The 18,489-nt window shown below is 44.8% G+C and carries 6 protein-coding genes; 2 read left to right on the top strand and 4 right to left on the bottom strand.

What is annotated here, in order from left to right:
- Nucleotides 1-281: 281 nt before the first annotated feature.
- The 4 genes from JGK14_RS16920 to JGK14_RS16905 all read right to left on the bottom strand — a co-directional run bounded on the left by JGK14_RS16920 (nucleotide 282) and on the right by JGK14_RS16905 (nucleotide 14,571).
- Nucleotides 282-5,306, bottom strand: coding sequence for a PAS domain S-box protein (locus JGK14_RS16920; protein WP_293225079.1), 5,025 nt, complete (start codon nucleotides 5,304-5,306; stop codon nucleotides 282-284).
- A gap of 869 nt (nucleotides 5,307-6,175) precedes the next feature.
- Nucleotides 6,176-7,381, bottom strand: coding sequence for a hybrid sensor histidine kinase/response regulator (locus JGK14_RS16915; RefSeq protein WP_293182956.1), 1,206 nt, complete (start codon nucleotides 7,379-7,381; stop codon nucleotides 6,176-6,178).
- Between the two features lie 368 nt (nucleotides 7,382-7,749).
- Entirely contained in the window at nucleotides 7,750-14,226 is a 6,477-nt protein-coding gene (locus JGK14_RS16910; RefSeq protein ID WP_325315294.1) for a PAS domain S-box protein, read from the bottom strand.
- Nucleotides 14,227-14,397: 171 nt separating this feature from the next.
- Nucleotides 14,398-14,571, bottom strand: coding sequence for a hypothetical protein (locus tag JGK14_RS16905; RefSeq protein ID WP_293197684.1), 174 nt, complete (start codon nucleotides 14,569-14,571; stop codon nucleotides 14,398-14,400).
- 267 nt (nucleotides 14,572-14,838) lie between these two features.
- Between JGK14_RS16905 and ppsA the strand changes: the two genes are divergently transcribed.
- Together ppsA and JGK14_RS16895 are read left to right on the top strand one after the other, a co-directional pair.
- Nucleotides 14,839-17,316 carry a phosphoenolpyruvate synthase gene (ppsA, locus tag JGK14_RS16900; RefSeq protein ID WP_293182950.1) on the top strand — a complete coding sequence of 826 codons (2,478 nt, stop codon included), beginning with the start codon at nucleotides 14,839-14,841 and terminating at the stop codon, nucleotides 17,314-17,316.
- A gap of 362 nt (nucleotides 17,317-17,678) precedes the next feature.
- Nucleotides 17,679-17,999 (top strand): DUF6464 family protein, encoded by a 321-nt coding sequence (locus JGK14_RS16895; protein WP_293197680.1) that lies wholly within the window; start codon nucleotides 17,679-17,681, stop codon nucleotides 17,997-17,999.
- The last annotated feature ends 490 nt before the right edge of the window (nucleotides 18,000-18,489 follow it).

Below are 18,489 nucleotides of genomic sequence, written 5' to 3'. Positions count from 1 at the left end.
ATCAATGAACATTTTTTGCAGGATAATTGCCATTCAATCAGAAGCGAGATCCCCAATGGCTCCTACACAAGTAGTTACTTTTGTCAAATTTCTTGTTAATAAAGATGTTTATAAAGCATAGCTTTTTAAGGGGGATGCGAGGGGGATCTCCGGCGCATAAATAGTGTTAAGTAAACCGTATTGTTATATAACCACTTAAACAAAGAGGGCTCGCATCCCAACAACGTACCTAATCTATCTGAGAACCGCTATAACAAATAACAAATAACAAATAACAACTGTCAACCGTCAACTGTTGAACTGGTACCAGTTAAATTCGATCGCACGGGAATTTCAATCAAAAACTCCGATCCCTCTCCCAGTGTCGAAATACAGGTCAATCTGCCGCCGTGGCGATCGACTACAATCGAGTGAGAAATCGACAGTCCCAAACCCGTGCCCTTGCCCACAGGCTTAGTCGTGAAAAACGGGTCAAACAGCCTCGATCGCACTAGCTCCGGTATCCCCCCGCCGTTGTCCGCAATAGATACCGCTACGAAGCCCGCAGCAGCCTCATAAGTCCGAATCGCGATCGTACTGGGATGTCGATCGCACTCCTCGATCGTCCGCCCCTTGTCCCGTTCCTCCAAAGCATCGATCGCATTAATCAAAATATTCATAAATACCTGATTCAACTCGCCCGGAAAACATTCAACTTGCGGCAATAACTGGTAATCTTTAACAATCTGAATCCCCGGACGGCTGCTGTGAGATTTCAAGCGATTTTGCAAAATCATCAAAGTGCTGTCAATTCCCTCGTGAATGTTCGCCGACTTACCAGCAGACTCGTCCAACCGGGAAAAATTGCGTAATGATTTGACAATTTCGACAATTCGCTCGGTTCCTACTTGCATAGAAGTAAACAATTTCGGGAAATCGTCAGCAATATAATCCAAGTCTATTTCATTGAGTTTATCTAACACTTGAGCCGGAGGATTAGGACAGTAATCTTGATAAACTTTAATCAATTCCAACAAATCTAAACTGTAACGGCGAGCCGGACTGAGATTGCCGTGAATAAAGCTAACTGGGTTATTAATTTCGTGAGCGACACCAGCAACTAACTGACCCAAACTCACCATTTTTTCATTTTGAACGAGCTGAGCTTGAGTGGTTCTGAGTTTGTTAATAGCTGCTTCCAACTCTCGCGCTTTTGAACGTTCGCGCGCTTCCGATTCCTGCAAAGCTGACTCCGCTTGTTTGCGATCGGCAATTTCAGTTTGCGCTTGCTCAAACAGCGTCGATTGCTGGATCGCGATCGCTAACTGCACGCTAATTTGTTTGAGACACTCCACCTCAATTTTTAGCCATTGGCGGCAGCCAGCGCACTCGTGAGCAATCAACAAGCCCCACAACTTCTCACCTTGCAAAATCGGCACTACCAAATTAGCTCGCACCTGAAATTGAGCTAATAAATTAATGTAGCACTCAGAAAGACCGGCTTTGTAAATATCATCCACAGCTACAGTGCGACCGTTTTGGTAAGCAGAACCATAGCTGTCTTTAAAGCAAGAATCGTTAATATTTATTCCCTGAAGCGACCGCCAATTTTCAGCCACCGCCTCAACTGCTACAAAACCGCTCCAATCGGGATTAAACCGATAAATAATTGTCCGGTCTGTTTGCAGAAAATGCCGTATTTCAGCAACAGCTTTTGTCAAGATTTCTTCTAAATTTAGAGAAGAGCGAATGCGTTCCAGCATCCCTACCACCAAGCGTTCTTGTTTTAATTGCTGGCGCAAGATAGACTCGGCAAGTTTGCGGTGATTAATATCTTCAATCACAGCAATTCCGTAGCTTGGTTCCCCAAACCCGTCCCGCACTAAAGATACAGTCACATTAGCCCAAACAAATGAACCGTCTTTGTGCACAAAGCGTTTCTCAAGTGAATAATTCAAAATTTCCCCAGCTAACAGTCTTTGGGCAGACTCGACATCTGCTTCTACATCTTCGGGGTGAGAAATCTCCCAAACATTTCGTGCTTTCAGTTCCAATTCTGAGTATCCGATAATATTGCAAAAGCCTTGATTGGCATTCAAGAAACTACCTTCGGGTGACACTTTAACAATCCCGATCGCCGCTTGTTCAAATACAGCCCGAAATCGCTGTTCGCTTTCTTGCAAAGCAATTTCTGCTTTTTTGCGATCGGTAATATCGATTTCCGTGCCAAACAGTCGCACCACCTTACCCAAGTCATTTTTAACAGCTTGTCCTTTACAGTTAACGTGCCGGATTTCTGCTGATAGAAAACATATGCGGTGGTCGATGTCGAAAGCTATCCCTTCATTCACCGCCTTTTGCAAAGCTTCTGTAACGCTTTCTTTGTCATCGGGATGAATTTGCTCTAAAACTTCTGTCATTGTCGGCTGCCAATTAAATTCTCTACAGTAAACTCGAAACACTTCGGCAGACCAATTAACAATACCGGTCTCTATATCGAATTCCCAAGTTCCCATGCGGGCAATTTCTTGTGCATATTGCAATTGGTCGGCAAGTTCTTGTAGAGATGCGATTAACTGCGTTTTTTCGGCTTCGGCCCCAACGCGGGCGCTGATATCTTTGTGAGTACCCGTCATCCGCAATGGCGCACCCCATTCGTCGTACTCGACTACTTTGCCCATACCCAAAATCCACTGCCAATTTCCGGCTTTGTTGAGGATCCTAAATTCAAATTCATAGATCTCGATGCCACCTTCAAAATATAAATTTAAAGATTCTCTTGCTCTGATTCTGTCTTCGGGATGCAGCAAATTTTCCCAACCTTGGAAGTTGTTGTCAATTTCAGTGTCTGCGTAACCGAGCATTGATTTCCACTGCGAGTCGAAATAAGTTTCGCCAGTAGCTATATTCCAATCCCACAGCCCCAAAGAGCTGCCTGAAACCGCTAACTGCAATCGCTCTTGACTGAATTTTAATGCCGATTCGGCGCGTTTTAGGTCTGTAAGGTCAGCAATGATTGCCATCATTCCTATTGGTTTGCTGGCGCTATCTTTAATGCAGTCAGCTCGCAATTGAGTTTCGATAATTTCGCCGTTTTTAGCCCTGAGTGCAATTTCATTGCTCCATGACAAACCTTTCCGCAGGACTTTAAATAATTTTCTTAACTCTTGAGATTTGGCGTACATTACTGCTGGGCCGCCGGCATTATTTAGTTCCTCAACTGTATAGCCGTAGCGTTGAATAAATGCTTGATTGTGATAAATTGAATAGCCGTCTAAATCTGCGATCGCGATTGCATCGCTAGCGCTGTCTACAGCTTGAGTTACCAAACACAGGGTATATTCGGCGTTTTTGCGATCGGTAATATCAAAAATCGCTCCGTCAAGCCACAAAACCAACCCTTCTGGATTGTAAGTCGCCCTACCCCTTTGGGACATCCAGCGCACCGACCTGTCAGCGCGCACAATCCGGTATTCTACATGATACGGCTGTTTCGAGTCTACCGCCGCTCTGATTTGTCGATCGAGCATTTCCCTGTCTGCCTTATGGATGATGCTAGCAAAACTCAAGCGGTTGTTGTGAATAAAATCCCCAGCAGCATAGCCGCTAATTGCCTCAAGTTCGTCACTCACAAACACCATCGTCCAATCAGCATCGTATAAGTTGCGGCAGATAGCGCCCGGAATATTCTCAATTAGCGATCGAAATCTGGCTTCACTCTCCCGCAAAGCCGCTTCCGTCTCTTTTAAATCAGTAATATCCAGTATCATCCCTTCCCAAACAATATCGCCTTCCGGCCCTATAAGCGTCGTAAAATTAACTCGTTCTGGTCTCGAAACACCTCGCATCCATTTAAGTTTTCCAGACCGCATAATCGCGCGCCATTCCTGCTGCCATGGCTGCATATTTACCGCCGAATAAACAATAGATTCTTGAATTTTTGGGAGGTCGTCTGGATGAATGCAACTGAACATAAGTTCGGAATTCTCCTGAATATCTTCAGGTTCCAATTCATATAAATCGCGGCTGCCAGAAGAAATGTAAGGAAAACATTGTCTGCCGTCACTTGAGAGGCGGAATTGATAAATTACTCCCGGCAAATTGGCAGCTATTTGCTGGAGTCTAGCTTGGGTTTCTTGCAGGGCTAATTGTTTCCGCTTATCCTCAGTGACCTCTCGAATTATTCCGACAAGTATTTTACTGCCGTCGGTATTTTCAAATACGGTTTTTTTTGTAGACAGAATGTGCTTAGCACCGCTGCCATCCGTAAATATTTCCTCGCTGTCGTTTTCTTCCCCGGTTCTAAACACTTCTTCGTCTTTCTCCCAAAAAAAATCAGCTTCTTCTTTGGGGAAAAAATCGTAATCCGATTTACCTAGCAGTTGCTCGCGCTGCTTGCCTATCAGCTTACAAAAAGCATCATTTAACAGTATCCAGCGGTGCTGTTCATCTTTGACAAAAATTGGATCGGCAACTGCATCGATCGTATAATTCAAAAATTTTTTATTAGCTTCCGCTTCCTCTCTGGCTAAAATTTTATCCGTAATATCGTTAATAGTTCCAGTAGTTCCCTGCGCCGCGCCGTTTTTGCCAAAAATCAAAAATTCCTGAATTTCTACCCAGCGAAATTCGCCATTTTTGGTAAGATATCGCATTTGATAGCAACAGGATATTTCTTGATTTTCAGTCGAATTTTTAGAGGAATTTAAATATTGGTGTTGGTCGTCAGCATGAATGTAACTCAAACAGGAATTTCCCAAACTTTCATCAACCGTAAATCCGGTTATTTTCGTCCAAGCAGGATTGAGAAAAGTCCAATTGCCCGCAATATTTGTTTCAAAAACTACTTCTTTGATATTGTCAACAACCTGGGGGTATTTTCCTTGACTTTTTTGCCATTCTGCTTGTCGCTTATGGCGGGCGATCGCGCACTCGATCGTCCGCACCAGCAGTCGGCTGTCTAATTCTTTTTTTATCAGATAATCTTGAGCGCCGGCGGCAATTAAATTGACAGCCAATTCTTCTTCATCCGCCCCTATCAAAATGACGATCGGAATATTGATTCCGCCATCTTGGAGGCGAAAAAAATTATTAAATTTCGGGCTATCAGGGAGGGTTAAATCTAATAAAATTACATCAAAAACATCGCTGCTTAAAATTTCTATCGCTTCCCCGATGCGAACTACATTGGTCGTCTCAATTGATGCTCTCAGTTCGCGATCGTCAGACAGCAGTTCTTGAATTAGTGCTGCATCTTGGGCACAGTCTTCTACTAAAAGAACTTTCAAGCAAGCAGGCGTTAAAGTTGATTCAAGAACAGAGGTCATACCATTTTAGATTTTAGATTTGGGATTTTAGATTTGGGAATTACTGATGAGTCTCGGGTTTCGCGCTTGTCTAAAGTTGCATTCTTTTTTTCGAGCGATATCAGTTTGCTACTTTTTATTTATCCAATAAAAACTGCTGCGGATGCAGCTACCTAGCTCCTATCATTTTATATTAAAAATTTAAAAAATTGAATAATTGGAAATGGTGGATGACTCTCATGGTTGGGAGTACGGCGAGTTGCATTCTTTTGAGGGAATGGCATCATTTTTGGGAAACTTGAACCGCAGGCTGTAGGGTGGCTGGGTACTTGCAGACGCCCGAGATTTATTGGTATGGCTTGACAGTTGACCGCTTGACAGTTGACATTTAAGTACGGGAATCAAAGCGTTGATTCATAAACAAGTCTAGGCTTTATTGATGAGGTTATTTACGTCCGCGCCCGATGTGGCGGTTACTATATAATTGAGCTATTTGCTGCAAGTTGTCCGCCTCACTCCAAACCTAGTGACCCAAATTTATCGTAGTTTTAGCGATCGTGCAAATCCACTCTATTTTAATTTACAACCTTTGGCAAGGAAATAGCAAGAGACCGGGCAAAAAATCGCGGATCGAGAAGGACTAAATTCCTGACTGCGAAGCTAGGTCAGTTACAGTGAATTTACGGAACATACTATCAAATGGTCTCGGTTGAATTACTGACAAGTAACGCCCGTTTGTAGTGAGGACTTTATGCCTATCTTTGGGATAAAGAAGGACTAAAGTCCTGACTACGAACCTGATAAAGAAGGACTAAAGTGCTCACTACGAACCTGATTCCGAACTTAATTCAGGTTTTGTTACCGGAGGCGATTTTACTGATTTGAGTCGATCAATTTTTCGGCTGTTTGGGCAGCACGACTGTAAACACGCTGCCTTGACCGAGATTGCTGCTAATAGCAATCTCGCCGTTAAAAGGTTTTAAAAGTTCTATACAAGTATAAAGTCCGAGACCAGTTCCTGTTGGTTCCCCTTCGATTTGTTCTTCGCCTTTAGGCGGCTTCGACGTATAAAAAGGGTCAAAAAGTTTTGACAAATCTTCAGGTGCTATGCCGCATCCCGTATCTGCAATATCCATGTATATGTTCGAGTTGTCTTGCCGAGTCACGATAGTTATTTCCCTGATTTTTCTTTCCCACATAGCATCCATTGCATTATTTATTAAGTTATAAAATACTTGAGAAATATAGGAATAAATTAAGGGAATATTGGTTATTGTTTCGTCATAAAAGTATTTTTTTCTAATCTTATTCTTGAAAAACATATTTCCTTCCAATAGTTGAATTTCTCGCTGTACTAAATCGTTGATATTTACAGGATGCAAATCTTGGTTTTGTTCTTTCCTGCTTTTCATCATCAGAGTATCCATAATCTGATTAATTTTTGAGACAGCTTGAAAGATGTATTTGGTATAATTGAAAAAAGAGTCTTCTTGGATTTTTGTGGCTTTTGTTTCAATCAAATCGACGCTAGTCTGGATCACTTGTAGCGGGCTTTTGAGGTTGTGCACCATTCCCTGGGTCAAACGTCCGATGATGGCTGTTTTTTCCTGGTCGATTAATTGCTTGGTTTTTTGTTCGACAAGTCTTTCCAGATTTTGGTTGAGCTGGGCTAGTTCTAGGTTTTTTTCTTCGAGTTTTTGTTGCAAGTTGCGGATTGTCAAGTGAGTTTCTATGCGGCTCAACACTTCTTCGTGCTGGAAAGGCTTAGTGATGTAGTCAACTGCTCCTGTCTGAAAGCCTTTTACTTTATCAAGGGTCTCGGAAAGGGCGCTCATGAAGATGATTGGAATGTCTCGGGTTGACGGGTCTGCTTTCAAACGCAGGCAAGTTTCAAAACCGTCAATTCCGGGCATCATGATATCCAAAAGAATCAAGTCGGGATGGATGTATTCAATTTGCTCGATCGCACTTTCGCCGTCTAGAGCCACTAATACTTTAAATCCGTAATTTCTTAACAACTCGAAAAGTACGTCAAGATTTGTTTGGTTGTCATCGACAATTAGTATGATGCTTCTTTCGGAATTCTTATCGTTCATATTTAAGGGAAAAATTAAAATGATTGAGTTGTGAGTTGTCGGTTGTAATTTTACATGAGATTCAAGGGATTTTCGGTGCCTCTAGAAACCCGGTTGCTCGGTAGGTGCCGACGTTTGCAATAGCCTCTTTATAGGGCAATACTGTTCAGTTAACAGTGTTTATTTTCCGGATATCCCCCTAAATCCCCCGGATAGTCGGGGGACTTTTAGAAGAATCCTGTCCCCCCCTTTGTAGGGGCGGTGCCCCCGTGCCCGCCCTCTTGGCTAAGGGGGGATCGGGTTTAATCCAAGCGTATTGCGTTATTGACAATCACGATCGGGGCGTGAGATTTAACTGATTTTAATTTATCGGTTGGCTACCCTCAATTTTAGGGCAAATGTTGCTTCAAAAAATCTCGAATTTGCCTGAGCTGAAATCCTTTAGCAAGTTGGCGAACGTGCTGAACAAAAGGGACTAATGTCGGGTCAGAATTTTCTAGTTTAGCAGTTTCCTCCAGGATAGCTTCAATATCGCCCATAGCAGCCAATCTTAACAAGACAAAGACTGACTCTGAACCAGGAGACACTATTGTTGAGTCAGCAATCGCAATCTCCGATAATGCTTTGGGAGTTTGAGCTTTGCGTTTTTTGGTTTCCGATCCCTCTTCGTAAATCCATTCTAGTCTCAAATGCAGGCGCAATAATTCTAAAAGGTCGTTAGTTTGAATCGGTTTGGTGACAAAATTATCGCAACCTGCAAGTATGCTTTTTTGCCTGGTAGTCTCGTAAACGCTAGCGGACAAAGCAAGGATAACCGCATCTTTTAATTCCGGCAACTGTCGCAGCCGCCTGGTGGCTTCCCAGCCGTCCATTACTGGCATCAGCAAGTCCATTAAAATTAGATCCGGTAGAAATTCCTGTGCTTTGTGCAAACAGTCTGCGCCGTCTATGGCTTCTGCAATTTCAAAGCCCAAACGAGAAAGCAGTCTGTGCAGCATGGCACGATTTACTTCGTGATCGTCTACGATCAGGACTTTCCGGTGGCTGCCTCTAAAACCGATAAGCCGGCGTTTTTCTTGGGTGGAGGGGGTTTCAGAATATTCGGCGACTGCGGGCAAGTCTATATCCAACCAAAATATGCTACCTTTGCCGGGGGTACTTTGGACGTGAATGTCGCTGCCCATTATTTTGACTAATTTTTGGCTGATGGAAAGTCCTAGTCCGGTACCTTCGACGAAATTGTTACGATCGCCTACTTGATGAAAAGGCAAAAATATTTCTTCTAGTTTATTCTGCCGGATGCCGATGCCGGTATCTTCGATTTGAAAGCGAATTTTAGCGGTTGGGGCCCGATCGCCAGTAGTTGTGGCGATCGCTTCGGGCGCTTCTGTGGTTTCCCGCAGGGCGATCGACTTTTTCGGATTGTCTAAATTCGCAGTCCAATTGATTGTTTGAGTAGAAACTTCGGCTGTCAAACTCGAATTTGTGCAGTGGATTTGAGGATAATTTTCTGCGTAACCGACTTTGAATGTCACGCCACCGCTCACCGTAAACTTAACCGCATTGCTGAGCAAATTAATCAAAACTTGGCGCAATCTGATTTCATCAACAAAAACGTAGTCTGGCAGCGCCGACACCTGCTCGTAATTAAACGCAATTCCTTTTTGATGCGAGCGCATCTGGAACAGATCGACAATACTTTTAACAAAGCTGGGAAAATGCAGATTTGTCGGTGACAGTTCCATTTTACTAGCTTCGATTTTCGAGAGGTCTAAAACATCATTAATCAGGGTTAGCAGGTGGTTGCCACACTGGTGAACGTTGTTGAGACTTTCCTGTTGCTCCGCAGTTAAATTCTTATCCGGTTTGAGCAGTTGAATGTATCCTAAAATCCCGTTCAAAGGCGTCCGCAATTCGTGGCTCATGTTGGCGAGAAAGTCGCTTTTAGCGCGGTTGGCAGATTCGGCGGCTTCTTTGGCTAATTGCAGGGCGGCTTCTGCTTGTTTGCGATCGGCTATTTCGGTTTGTGCTTGTTCAAATAGGGTCGATTGCTGAATGGCGATCGCCAACTGCACGCCCAATTGTTTCAGGCACTCTGCCTCCAATTTTTGCCAGGAATGCGGGCCCGTGCAGTGGTGGGCTATCAACAGCCCCCACAAGTTTTCGCCTTGCAAAATCGGCACTACCAGACTCGCTCTCACCTGGAGGCGAGTCAACAAACTCAAGTAACAGTCGGCGATGCCGGCATTGTAAACATCTTCTGTGGCTCTAATTCGGCCATCTAGGTAAAGAGGAACGTAGGCTTCTCCAAAACAGGGGTCGTAAATTTCCATTCCTATAATTGATCGGGTATTTTCGCCAACCGATTCGACTGCGACAAACCCGCTCCAATCAGGATTGAATTGGTAAATTACAGTTCTATCTACTTGCAAAAACTGGCGGACTTCTTCGACTGCTTTGGTGAGAATTTGTTCTAAATTAAGAGAAGAGCGAATGCGTTCCAGCATGGCTACTGCCAACTGTTCCCGCTTTAATTGCTGGCGCAAAAATGCTTCTGATTCTTTGCGTCTTGTGATATCTGTAATCACGGCAATTAACCCGACCGAATGGTCATTTATGTCTTTAATGCTATCGGCTCGCACCAGAGCGGTAACAGCTTCATCACTCTTGGTTCGCAGGGCAACTTCGCCGCACCAAGAGCGACCTTTGCGAATGTTTTTATAGATTTTTTTGTAACTTTTAGGCCGGATGTAAAGCGCGGCGCGATCGCCTAGCTCGTTGAGTTCTTCCACTGTGTAGCCGTAACGCTGAATGAAGGCTTGATTGTGGTAAATAGACCGCCCTTTCAAGTCAGCGATCGCGATCGCGTCGCTGGTACTTTCCACAGCTTGAGTGACCCGCAGCAAAGCTAATTCTGCTGCTTTGCGATCGCTGATATCGGTCATCGAACCCACCATCCGCAGGGGGTTTCCGGCTTCGTCCCAGACTGCTTGAGCGCGGGCGAGCACCCACTTGTAGCTGCCGTCTTTGCACTGCAAGCGGTATTCGGCGGCGTAATTGGGGGTTTGGCGATCGAGATAATCTTGGATTGTGGCTTGCACTCGATCGCGATCGTCTGGATGGATGCGATCGATCCATTCGCTGTTGCTGCTGTCGATTTCGCCGTCTGCGTAACCGATAATTTCTTGCCAGCGGGCAGATCGAAAAGCTTCATCTGTTTGAAGATTCAAGTCCCAAATTCCGTCTTGATTGCCTTTAAGAACTAACTGCCAGCGTTCTTCACTTTTACGCAATTCTTCTTCGGCTTGTTTGCGCTGAATGTGAGAACCCAACTGAGTCGCTACCGCATTGACCAATTCTACTATACGCGGTTCCATAATTGATGGATCGCGCTTGCAGAACAGTAAAATTGCCAGCACCTCTGAATTGGCGCGAATCGGCACTCCGAAACAAGCTTTCAATCCGGCTGCTGCCGCCATTTGCGATCGGGCAAAAAATGCATTATTGACTACAGAAACATCTTCAATCCATTCTACCTTTCTGGTTGACCAAATCCGTCCCGGCACTCCCAATCCCGGCGCGAACCTAATTTTCTTACTTTCCTGGCCAAACCTATCTAAATCGCGATCGCTAGCATACCAAGTTTCGCTGTGTTCCAAAACAGTACCATTAGCAACGGGTATCCAAGCTTCAGCAAAATTCCAGCCGATCGCAGTGCACAGCAACCGGAGGATATCAGGGAGAGCGCTGTGAAAATCTACCGACTTACTAATGGCTTGAGTTGCTGCCAGCAACAGCTTAATTTCATCTTCTGCTTGCTTGCTTTCTGTAATATCAGTTCCCGTGCCGAGAATTTGTTTTAACTGGCCCTCTGCTGTTTTTGCAAATACAGTATCTCGGCTGACAATCCAGCGCCAAGAACCATCCTTGTGCCGGATGCGGTACTCAATTTCAAAGATCTCTCCTTCTGTACCCGTTGCGACTTGCTGTAAATAATCAGGCATTTTGATGGCATCTTCCGGGTGCATTAAAGTTAACATCAACGGCCCCATTGCCTGAATCTCATCTACTGTATAGCCAATAATCTGAGAGATAGAAGCATTCGCATAAATATTTTTTTGTTCTATCAAGTCGTAAACATACAAAATATTAGGACTTGCCTCAGCAATGCGATCGCCGAACCGCTTGCTATCTTGCAAATCTGCTTCTGCTTTCTTTCTCGCAGTAATATCGCGAACAATGCAAATTATTTCGCCCTCCGGCAAAATTGTCAGCGAGACTTCTTGAGGGAATTGAGAGCCATCGCGGCGGCAGCCTACTGCTTCTGTGCTGCAATAACCTTGGTGCGCTAAAGTCGGCATAATTTCCCGCTCAAACCTTGCGAGTTCTGCACCTTCATAAAATATTTTCCAACTTTTGCCCAATATTTCTTCGAGGGCATTGTAACCGTAGATTTTGAGTTTAGCTGCGTTGGCATAAATCACATCTCCGCTGGCATTGACAATACCTATGCCTTCGGAAGCGGCTGCCATTGCTGCTGCTTGTCGCTGGAGTTTTGACTCAAAACGTTTGCGGCTGGTGATATCCCGGACGATCGCAATAATTTCGTCATCGGTGCAGAAGACAATTCTCGCTTCAAAATCGCACAGTACATCCTGAATTGGCAGTTGATATTCTACAACTTGAATCTCGCCAGTCTCGATCGCTTGTTGATTGCCGGACAATATTTTTTCAGCAAAAGCAGCAGGCAAGATGTCTTGTGCTTTTTGACCAATAAATATGTTTTCCGGTACCAGGGTTTGGATATCTTTTGCGGGTTTGAAGTCTACAAAAGTGCCGTCGGCGCGACAGCGAAATATCATGTCGGGTATCGCGTTTAAAAGAGCGCGATTAGTGGCTTCACTTTTACGCAATTCAGCTTCAGCTTGCTTGCTCAATGTAATATCTCTGGCAACTGCATAAATTAAACTTTCTTCAGCAAAAGGTGATGCCGTCCACGACAGCCATTTATAAGTACCATCTGGGCAAATACAGCGGTTTTCTAAATTAATAACGGGGTGAGAATTTTGAAGTTTTTCTAATTCAGCTATAGTTATTTCTCTGTCTTCTGGATGCACGAATTCTATAAAAGGTTTGGCTAGAAGTTCGTCTCGGCTGTAACCTAATACATTTGACCAAGCAGGGTTTAAGCGTTTGAAATAGCCGTCAAAACCTGCAATGCAAAGTAAATCTAGCGAAATGCTAAAGAAGCGATCGCGCTCTTGTTGTGTTTGTTTTAATTCGGTGACATCGATCACCAAACCGTCCCAAACTATATCGCCGTTGGCCTGCTTGGAGGGCTTAGCCGCGCCTTGCAGCCATTTCACTCGTTCTCCCGTAACTTGCCGCCACTGGTGGTGCCAAGATTCCTGACTCGCCGCTGAAGTTGCGATCGTTCGATGCAAGTCTGAGATGTCATCGGCGTGAACTGTAGCAAAAGCCAAGCTGGCATTTTCTTCTATTTCTTCAGGTCTTAAATTGTAGAGCTGCCAACTCCCAGAAGAAACATAAGTAAAAGATGTTTTGCCATCCACATAAAGCCTGTATTGATAAATCATTCCCGGCACGTTGGTGCTGATTATCTTAAATCGAGCTTCGCTTTCCTGCAATGCTATTTGTTGGCGCTTGTATTCGGTCACATCTCGCATGATTCCGACCAACATTTTAGTGCCGTTAGCTTTATTAAAAACTGTTTTCTTGGTAGATATAATGCGTTCTTGACCTGCGCTATCTGTAAAAGTCTCTTCCGTTTGTTTGGGAATACTTCTTTGCAATACTTGCTCGTCTTGTTGCTCAAAAACTTTGGCTTGTGCTGCGCCCAAAAACTCGTATCCCGACGTACCTATAAGTTCCGATCGCCCTTTTCCCATCAATTCGCAAAAAGCATCGTTTAGTACAACCCACCTATGTTGCTCGTCTTTGACAAAAATTGGGTCAGGAGTAGCATTAATCGTGTGATTTAAAAACTCTTCTGATGCTTTTACTTCGGCTTCGTAGCGATAGCGGTCGCTCACGTCCAAAATTACTTTAATCATCCGGTCGATCGAGCCGTCGCGGCCCCGGATGCAGCGCAGGGAAACCCGAGTATAAACTATTTTTCCATCTTTTTTGCGCCATCTTTTGTCTAAAATATAGCCTTCGCTCTCCCCGGCAAAAATTTTATTTAACTGCTCTAAACTAGCCTGCCAGTCTTCAGGATAGCCCCACTGTTCCCAATTTCCGTGCAAAAGTTCTTGGCGCTCGTATCCCAGCAAATTGCACAAAGCATCGTTAACTTCCAACCACTGGCATTGTGTGGGTTCTGAGAGGGAAACTGGAGGAGCAATAATCGCAATTCCGACGAGGGAATTTTCGACTACGGAGCGATATTTTGCTTCACTTTTTTGCAAAGCTTCTTGGTTGTGCTGCCGCTCAACTGCGTAGCGGAGCGATCGCATTAACACTTCGCTGTCGATTTTTCGCTTGACTAGATAATCCTGAGCTCCTGCTTGGATTGACTGCACGGCGAGTTCTTCATCGTTGTGCGCCGTCAGTACGACGATCGGAGTATTGAGGCTGTATTCTTGTATGTTAACAATTGTACTTATGTCTTGGCTGTCGGGCAGCGAAAGGTCAAGTAAAATCACATCAAAATGTTCGCCGAGCAAAATTTGCTGCGCTTTGCTGAGACGGTCTGTACAGCTTACTGACAGCCTTTGGGTTTCGGCTCGGCTGACATTTGTTTCTAATAACAATTCTTCGATTAGATCGGCTTCGGCTTGATTGTCTTCGACCAGGAGAACTTTAAAGCCGTTTCGCTTGGCGGTTGGGCTCAAAACTGATATCATATACCTTGTTAATTATCGTAAGGCAGTCGAGCTAATTATTATAGCATATAAATAATTGAATGCCAAAATAACGCTGGTAAAAAATAAAATTGCTTGCGTCCAAAAACTACAATGTTCTACATCGACTGTGTTTTTGCTCTAAGTAGGTCAACCCAATCAGAGGTAAAATTTTTACGGTTTTGAGAATCTGGGTTGCTGGAGGAAACAAAACTGCTCGGTGTTGTGTTTTGTGGGCGATCGCCGCGATCGAATCGCTTCACCGTCAACAGTCAACACAATTTGAGCGGTATCCCCGCACCGCTGCGCGATCGGCGCCAATAAATCCGTGGAAATTATGTCTGACATTGACATTTTTACAATTTTTTTTATGATAGCTTACCTAAACTCCCCGCTGCCATTTCTTTACTTTTTGCAATTAAATAAATCTTCCCCAGGGGTCTTGCCATTTAGCAAAAAAGTTATAAGATAGAAATAGAGGCAATTAAAAACTAGGCCGGATACAGACGCGAAAAAAATCTGAGCTTTTGGGCAACAAAACTACATTTAAAAATTGACACTCCTTTGTTTACTGTCCTTTAACCGAACTGGTCTGAATGTGAGAGGAAAAAAGCAATGCTAGACAAATTAGCAATTCAAGAAAAACAAGTTTTAATTCCCAAAGAAAAAGCCTTAATATTGTGGTTTGATGAAGTCGGGATAGCCGACATCCCATTAGTAGGGGGTAAAAATGCTTCATTGGGGGAAATGATTCAACAGTTAACCCCCAAAGGAGTCAGCGTCCCCAATGGATTTGCAACTACAGCATACGCTTATCGGTACTTCATCGAGTCGGCGGGTTTAGAAGCAAAATTGCGCGAAATTTTTGCCGATTTAGACGTAGAAAATCTCCAGAACCTCCGCATCAAAGGGAAGCAAGCGCGGGCGTTAATTCTCGATACACCGTTTCCGCGAGACTTGCAAGTGGCGATCGCAGATGCTTACGATCGACTGTGCGATCGCTACGGCGACAGTACAGACGTAGCAGTCCGTTCGTCCGCCACCGCCGAAGACTTACCAGACGCCAGTTTCGCCGGACAGCAAGAAACCTACCTCAACGTCCACGGTTGCACCAGCGTCCTCCAATGCTGCCACAAATGCTTCGCCTCCACCTTCACCGACAGAGCGATTTCTTACCGCCAACAACGAGGTTTCGACCACTTTGAAGTCGCCTTATCCGTCGGCGTGCAGAAAATGGTGCGATCGGACTTAGCATCCTCCGGCGTCATGTTCAGCATCGACACCGAAACCGGTTTCAAAAATGCCGCCCTAATCACCGCCGCCTACGGATTAGGAGAAAACATCGTTCAAGGAGCAGTAAATCCCGACGAATACCTAGTTTTTAAACCCACATTAAAACAAGATTTCCGCCCAATTCTCGACAAACGCCTCGGCACCAAAGACATCAAAATGGTGTACGATCTCGGCGGTTCCAAATACACCAAAAACCTCTCGGTAGCCCCAGCAGAACGCGGCAAATACGCCCTTAACGATGAAGAAATTCTGCAACTAGCACGTTGGGCCGTACAGATAGAAGAACACTACTCTCAAGTCCGCGGCACCTACACGCCGATGGACATCGAGTGGGCAAAAGACGGCAATACAGGCGAACTATTCATCGTCCAAGCGCGGCCGGAAACAGTACAATCACAAAAATCTGCTACAGTTTTACGCAACTACAAATTGCAAGGTTCCAGCGCAGTTTTGGCAACAGGGCGTGCCGTTGGTGAAGCTATCGGACAAGGTAAAGCCCGCGTAATTTTAGACGTTCACCAAATCGCTGACTTTGAAGCAGGGGAAGTTCTTGTTACCAACAAAACTGACCCGGATTGGGAACCGATCATGAAAAAAGCCAGCGCGATTGTCACCAATTCCGGCGGCCGTACTTGCCATGCTGCGATCATTGCCCGGGAAATGGGAATCCCCGCCATTGTCGGCACCGGCGACGGTACTAAAGTCTTGCAAAACAATCAAGAAATTACTGTTTCTTGTTCCGAAGGAGACGAAGGCAAAGTTTATTCCGGTTTAGTTCCTTTTGAAATTCAAGAAATTGCGATCGACAATTTGCCCCGCACCCGCACTCAAATTTTAATGAATGTCGGAAACCCAGAAGAAGCTTTTGGTTTGTCAGCAATTCCTTGCGATGGCGTAGGGTTAGCGCGGCTAGAATTCATCATCGCCAACCACATCAAAGCGCATCCCTTGGCACTGATTCACTTTGACGAATTGACCGACACATCAGTCAAGCGCCAAATTGCCAAACTCACAGCACTTTACAAACACAAACCCGATTTCTTTACCGACAAATTAGCCTGCGGAATTGCCACCATCGCCGCCGCATTTTATCCCAATCCAGTCATCGTGCGGATGAGCGATTTCAAGAGCAACGAATATGCTAATCTGCTGGGAGGGCGGCAGTTTGAACCGAAGGAAGAAAACCCGATGATCGGGTGGCGCGGCGCTTCTCGTTATTATGACCCGAATTACCGCGAAGCTTATGCTTTGGAATGCAAGGCATTAAAGCGAGTGCGCGACGAAATGGGCTTGACAAATGTGATTCCGATGATTCCGTTTTGTCGCACGCCGGAGGAAGGGCGCAAAGTGTTGGCCGAGATGGCGAAACACGGTTTAGTCAAGGGTGCAAATGGCTTGCAGGTGTACGTGATGTGCGAATTGCCCAGCAATGTCATATTTGCTGACGAATTTGCCCAGGTTTTTGACGGATTCTCGATCGGCTCCAACGACTTAACTCAGCTAACATTAGGATTAGACCGGGATTCTGCCTTAGTCGCCCACATCTTTGACGAACGCAATGAAGCTGTGAAGCGGATGGTGGAAATTGCCATTAAAGCCGCCAAGAAGTACGATCGCAAGATAGGTATTTGCGGCCAAGCGCCCAGCGATTATCCTGAGTTTGCTCGCTTCTTGGTTGAGTTGGGAATTGATTCGATTAGTTTGAATCCCGATTCGGTTTTGAAGACTTTGTTGGATGTTGCTAAGGTGGAGGCTTCGAGTGCGGTGATGGATTTAGCGGCGCAGGTTGCTAAAGTTTAAGGGAGTATCTCAGTTTTGAATTTTTTCATTTATAGTGCTGTCCCCGCTCGCGTATTATACAATACGCGAGCGGGGACAGCACTCAAATAAAAAAATTCTTTTTACAAACATGAGATGCTCCCAAGTGTAACCCCTCTCCCGTTCGTAGCGAGGAATGCAAGTCCTCTGATTTAGAAAGGACTTGCATTCCTCACTACGAACCTATCCACAACAACCCTTACCAGCAAACGGTTAACGCACGGGCGGCATAGTTTGAGATTTCACTGGGAACTTTCCTGATTGAAAACCGTCTGTTACCCGATGATTTTAGCTTCGGGATTATGTAAATAAAAAACAAGATTATTCACAAAAGCTCTGAAAATGTGTTTACAGTTCTCCTGATTATTGTCATAGGTTTGGCTCCGTCGCTGGTGTCTTTGTGGGTGATGCGCTCTGCCGAGAGGCAAGTCAGCGAGAGAATTGCAGCGGCCAGGCGGGCGGTAGCAAATAGACCCCTGCCTGCTCAACTAGCAATGGGCGATCGCACTTACGTACAAGGCCTCGGCTATCCGATCGGCGATATCACTTGCGAGTATAACGCTCGCTCTAATTACATTCGCTGTGCTGTGAATCCTTCTGGGCCCTGTCAAGATTGTCGGTACTATCAAGCCAGAACTCTTGACGTTCGCGCCCAAAAGATATAGGTTGTATTGGGGTTGTTGTATGCGAATATTTGCTGAGGTAGTAATCCATCAGTTAATATGTACTTACGTGGAAGGGTTGTTGTTGAAGCTTTTTGGGGACTAGCCGCGCCCAAACTAAGTAATTAAAATCTAATCGAGCAGTATTGCTAGGTTAAATTGGCCCTAACTAGCGGATGACGATCGGTGTTTTTCTAGTTGATGACTTGCGCTCAGAAACCAGATTTAGATTGTAAATCTTGGTTGGGCTGCAAAAAATCTAGGAATAAATCGGGTTTCTACTCTCTTGGGCGTAACTGGGGGAGACCCAGGAAAATCGCAAGTAGCTTACCAGCAAATCTGTAAATCGATTTCTCCAAAACATCATGAAAAATTCAGCACTAACAATTGTCTCCAGCATTTACCTTAAACAGAAATCCGCTCGAAGACTCTAAGTTGAAATTTTGAGAAGTTGCTTGTGGGTAACAATATTCTATTTTTGGCGATCGCAGAT

Origin of the sequence: Microcoleus sp. PH2017_28_MFU_U_A (genome assembly GCF_020738035.1) — a bacterium.
GTDB lineage: Bacteria > Cyanobacteriota > Cyanobacteriia > Cyanobacteriales > Microcoleaceae > Microcoleus.
The sequence above is the reverse complement of the archived record's forward strand: the minus strand, read 5'-3'. Positions and strand labels throughout refer to the sequence as shown.